Annotated in this window: 4 protein-coding genes; all 4 read left to right on the top strand. The window is 58.0% G+C overall.

The annotated features are described in order from the left end of the window. The first annotated feature begins 398 nt into the window (after positions 1–398). Positions 399–1,331, top strand: a complete 933-nt coding sequence (locus tag OES20_18715; GenBank protein MDH3636724.1) for a phosphotransferase family protein — start codon at positions 399–401, stop codon at positions 1,329–1,331. A 116-nt stretch (positions 1,332–1,447) separates the two neighbouring features. Continuing rightward, positions 1,448–2,401 carry an ABC transporter substrate-binding protein gene (locus tag OES20_18710; GenBank protein MDH3636723.1) on the top strand — a complete coding sequence of 318 codons (954 nt, stop codon included), beginning with the start codon at positions 1,448–1,450 and terminating at the stop codon, positions 2,399–2,401. Between the two features lie 95 nt (positions 2,402–2,496). Further along, positions 2,497–3,564 (top strand): betaine/proline/choline family ABC transporter ATP-binding protein, encoded by a 1,068-nt coding sequence (locus tag OES20_18705; GenBank protein MDH3636722.1) that lies wholly within the window; start codon positions 2,497–2,499, stop codon positions 3,562–3,564. 41 nt (positions 3,565–3,605) lie between these two features. Next, the coding region (locus OES20_18700; GenBank protein ID MDH3636721.1) for an ABC transporter permease subunit at positions 3,606–5,063 on the top strand (1,458 nt) is incomplete at its 3' end.

Here is a 5,063-nt window from a genome sequence, read left to right as displayed (position 1 = left end):
AATTCGTCTGGCAATATCCCCAGGCTAGAGTGGTCACCCCGGCCTACGAGCCGATACGTCGGACCGCGGGGTCCATTTTCGCCTGTTTCCCAGGCAAGATAACTTGTTGTTTCCAAAGCTTGTCTCTTTCAAATAACTTTACCGGGTCGATAACCGGGAAATGGATACCGCGGTCCGACGTTTCGGCTTTCGCCGGTATGACGAACTTACGGAATTCTTAGCAGATGATTTCATGTTCCAATATTCAAATATCTGCTAAGTAATTGATCATTAAAAATCTTTGCGTCATGCTTGAAAATAAGTGGGACAGCAGTGACACTGACCCGTTTGATTCGTTCTGGGGCTTTTTTACCGCGGTGAAGTAGACGGTTCAAAAATATAAATCAGGAGGCACGAGCATGAACGACAATTCTGGCCAGGTGCACAGCGTATTAACCGGCATCCCGGGTTTCGAGGATCTGGCGGCAGACGCTTATACTGCGGAAAGGCTGGGCGGATTAACCAACCTGGTGTATCGCATCGATACCGGTGCGGATCGCTACGTATTGCGGATTCCGGGTAAGGGCACCGAGGAATATATCGACCGCGTAGTGGAAGCTCACAACGCCCAGGTCGCCGCGCGTGCGGGGGTTTCTGCCGAAGTCATTCACGCCGATAGCAAGAGCGGGATCATGTTGAGCCGGCACATTGACGGCATCGTCACGATGACGCCGCAAGAGTTCGCCAGGCGCGACGGTGCGGCTGCGCGTGCTGGCCGGGCGTTCAAAAAGATGCACGACTGGCCCGAAGCCTTCGAGTTTCGCTTCGAACTGTTTGCGATGATCGACGATTACCTCAAGATCCTCGATCAGCGCAAGGCGGAACTGCCCGCGGGTTATGCCGATGTTGTCGACGCGGCGCAACCGGTGCGTGAGGCGTTGAACCGCAATCCCGCGGCGCTGGCGCCCTGTCACTGCGATCCGCTTTGCGAAAACCTGCTCGATTCGGGCGAGCGCATGTGGATTGTCGACTGGGAGTATTCCGGCATGAACGATCCGCTGTGGGACCTCGGCGACCTGTCGGTGGAAGCGGCTTTTACCCCGCAACAGGACATCGAAATGATCCAGGCCTATTACGGTGGCGAGGCGAGCGATGCCGATTTTGGCCGCATGATCATCTACAAGGCCATGTGCGATCTGTTGTGGACGCTGTGGGGATTGATCCAGCATAGCGATGGTAATCCGGCCGAGGATTTCTGGGCTTATTCAACGGGACGTTTTGAGCGCTGCAAGGCGTTGATGTCGGACCCCGGGTTCGACCAGCACGTCGGGGCGGTCGGCATGCAGACCTGACAGCGCACCCGGCATCCCGGGCGCCGAATTGACATGTCCGGGGAAATTTGCGAAAAAGATTGAGTAGCACACCAATCGCAGCTTAGATATGCGACCAACCAAAAGAGGATATAACTATGAACAAGAAATCCAGCTACGTACCACTGAAAGCCCTGCTGTTTGCTGTTTTCGCGGCCCTGGCCCTGCCGGCCGGTGCCGTTGAGTCGAAAGATCCGATCAAACTGACCCTGCACGACTGGACCGGGCAGTACCTGACCACGACACTGATGGGCGAGGTGTTGAAAAAGGCCGGTTATAACATCGAGTATGTCCAGGCCGACTACATCGCACAGTTCGCCGGTCTCGAGTCCGGCGATTTGCACATCGCGATGGAAATGTGGGAGACCACCGGCAAGCAGGCGATGGATGCATCGCTCGCGACCGGCAAGACCGTCGATCTCGGCGAAACCGGAATGGATGCCAAGGAGGAGTGGTGGTATCCGATGTATATGAAAGACCGCTGCCCCGGACTGCCCGACTGGAAAGCACTGAACGATTGCGCACAAGCCTTCTCGACACCCGAGACTGCGCCGAAGGGGCGTTATCTTGGCGGACCGGTCACCTGGGCCGGGTTCGATGACGAGCGCGTCGAAGCCCTCGAGCTCGACTACGAAGTCGTGCATGCCGGCACCGATGCGGCACTGTTCTCTGAACTCGAATCGGCGATTCAACGCAAGGCGCCTATTTTGCTGTGGGTTTATGCTCCGCACTGGGCGGTGGCCAAGTACGAGGGTGAATGGGTCGAGTTTCCCGAGTACACCGATGCCTGCTATGAAGACGCGAGCTGGGGCATGAACAAGAGCATGGCCTACGATTGCGGCAAGCCTTTCGGCTGGATCAAGAAGGTCGGCTGGAAAGACGGCGAGAAGAAATGGCCGGGCGCTTACAAGGCGGTGCGTAATTTCAAAATCGACAATGCCGCGATGAGCCAGATGATCGTCGAGGTGGACCTCGAAGGCAAGTCGGTAGACGAGACCGTTGCCAAGTGGATGCGCGACAACGAATCCACCTGGAAGGCCTGGATCAGGTAAAGCGGCAATCCGTTAAAGCTGGGTCGCGGGCATTACACCGGCCCAGCTTTGCTATGTTATGACGACGATTCCCGGTTGTTCCGGATGAGGTATTGATGCCCGACCTGCCAGCGAGCGATCGCCCGCATGCAACCGAATCCTCGATCAAGATAAGCTGCAAACATGTGTGGAAGGTTTTCGGGCCCAACGTCGCGTCGCTGATTGCCGCCGACGGTAGCGTGGACGAGGCCGCGTTCGACGATGGCGGTTATATCGGCGCGGTACGCGATGCCAGTTTCGACGTATTTGAAGGTGAAACCTTCGTCATCATGGGCTTGTCCGGCTCGGGCAAGTCGACCCTGCTGCGTTGCATGACGCGATTGATCGAACCCAGTACCGGGGAAATCTACTTTGAATCCGAGGACCTGATGAAAGTCGGCGAGGCGGAACTGATCGACATGCGCCGGCATAAGATGGGCATGGTGTTTCAGCACTTCGCGTTGCTGCCTAACCGCACCGTACTCGGTAATGTTGCGTTGCCGCTCGAAGTCCAGGGTCTCGGCAGGGCAGAACGTGAACAACGTGCGCTCGAAGTCGTCAAGCTGGTGGGGCTGGAAGGGCGCGAACAGTATTACCCACGGGAACTGTCGGGCGGGCAACAGCAGCGCGTTGGCATCGCACGTTCGCTCGCGGCCGAGCCTGATATATGGTTTCTCGACGAACCTTTCTCTGCGCTCGATCCGTTGATCCGCCGCGAAATGCAGGACGAGTTCATGCGCCTGCAAAACGTTTTGCACAAAACCATCGTCTTCATCACGCACGATTTCGACGAGGCAATCCGGCTCGCCGACCGCATCGCGATCATGAAAGACGGCGCCATCATCCAGATCGGCACGCCGGAGCAGTTGGTACTCAATCCCGCCACCGACTATGTCGAAGAATTTACCCGGGGGATTCCGCGCGCCAAGGTGTTGAGCGCGGGCGCGATCATGCGTGACGTTGATGGCGACAGTTTTGCCGGCACAGTACTGGCGAATGTCTCGATCGAAACCCAGCTCGATGCGATTCTGAACGCCGACCGCGGCGCAGTTTTTGCGGTACATGACGACGCCGGCAACACCGTCGGCGCCTTGCCGCGCGATGTTGTCGTTGATTTGCTTTCGTCACCGCAGCAAAAGGAATGAGTCACGCGTCGATCCAAGTGGCCCCGCCGGCGTCGTTGACGTTGAACCGCTGGGTTGTGTTCTGGGGTCTGATAATCGGGGTTACCGTCCTGCTGATGCTGTCGAAGGAGTCGTTGCCGTGGGCATTCAAGTACCCGCGCGCGTGGCAAATTCCACTGGCCGGCTGGATTACGGGTTTCATGAAATGGCTGATCAACAGCTTCGACCTGGGCCTGTTTACCTTCAAGGAATTCACCCGCTGGATTGCGTTGCTGGTCGAACAGCCTTACACGCTGGTCAAAAGCCTGTTATCGACTGGTTTTTTAAGCGGAGTCGGCAGCGACGCGGTGCAGGTTTTCCCGCGGATTTCGTGGGTGGCGCTGGTCGCTGGGGTGATGCTGTTCGGGCACTACGTGCGCGACTGGAAATTGGCGTTGCTGGTCGGTGGCTGTTTCGGTTACCTGGTGGTGTTCGGGCAATGGGACAGCGCGATGGTGACGCTCAGCTCGATCATCATCGCGGTGCCGGTTGGTGTCGTCGGTGGCGTGCTGCTTGGTATTTTCGGTCACCGTTCGCATCGCTTTCGCATGGTGCTGGTGCCGATTCTCGACCTGATGCAGACCGTGCCGGTGTTTGCCTACCTGGTGCCGGTGCTGCTGTTGTTCGGTTTCAGCCCGGTATCGGCGATGATCGCGACCATCATCTACGCGATGCCGCCGATGGTGCGGGTGACGCTACTGGCGTTGGAACATATCACCACCGAGATCGTCGAAGCTGGCTCGATGGCCGGTTGCTCGCGTCGCCAGTTGTTGTGGAAGGTGTTGTTGCCGTCCGCCAAACACTCGCTGATGGTCGGGGTCAACCAGGTGGTCATGCTGTCGTTAAATATGGTTATCATCGCCTCGATGATCGGCGCCGGCGGACTCGGCCACGATGTGCTGACCGCACTCAGACGCCTCAGAATCGGCGAGGGCGTCGAGGCCGGCGTGGCCATTACCCTGCTCGCGATCGCGCTCGATCGCCTGAGCCAGGCTTACGCCAATCGCCCGCCGCCACGGCACAGTAGCGTGCAGCAAAGCCTGTGGCAGCGTCATCCGCACGCGATCCTTTTCGTCATCGTTGTCAGCGTGACCTGGCTGCTGGGTATTTACCTGCCTGCGATTAGCACCTACCCCGAAAGCTGGCAGATTACGACCGGATCATTCTGGGGCGACCTGGTACGCTACATCAACGTCAATTACTTCGACGCGCTGGAGAGTTTCAAGAACTTCCTGCTGCTCAATATCATGGTGCCTTTCAAGCGCTTCCTGCTGTCGTTGCCGTGGATTGCGGTGGTGGCGATGGTGGGTCTCGGTGGCTGGCAGCTCGGTGGCTGGCGTCTCGGCCTGTTGACGGCGAGCATGACCACTTTCATTGCCGTGGTCGGATTGTGGGCCAAGGCCATGGTCACGCTTTACCTGTGCGGCCTGTCGGTCATCATCGCCTGCCTGATCGGCATCCCGATCGGCATTCTGGCGGCG

It is taken from the genome of Gammaproteobacteria bacterium, assembly GCA_029862005.1.
Taxonomy (GTDB): domain Bacteria; phylum Pseudomonadota; class Gammaproteobacteria.
Note: the sequence above shows the minus strand (reverse complement) of the source record. Positions and strands in the feature narration are given on the sequence as shown.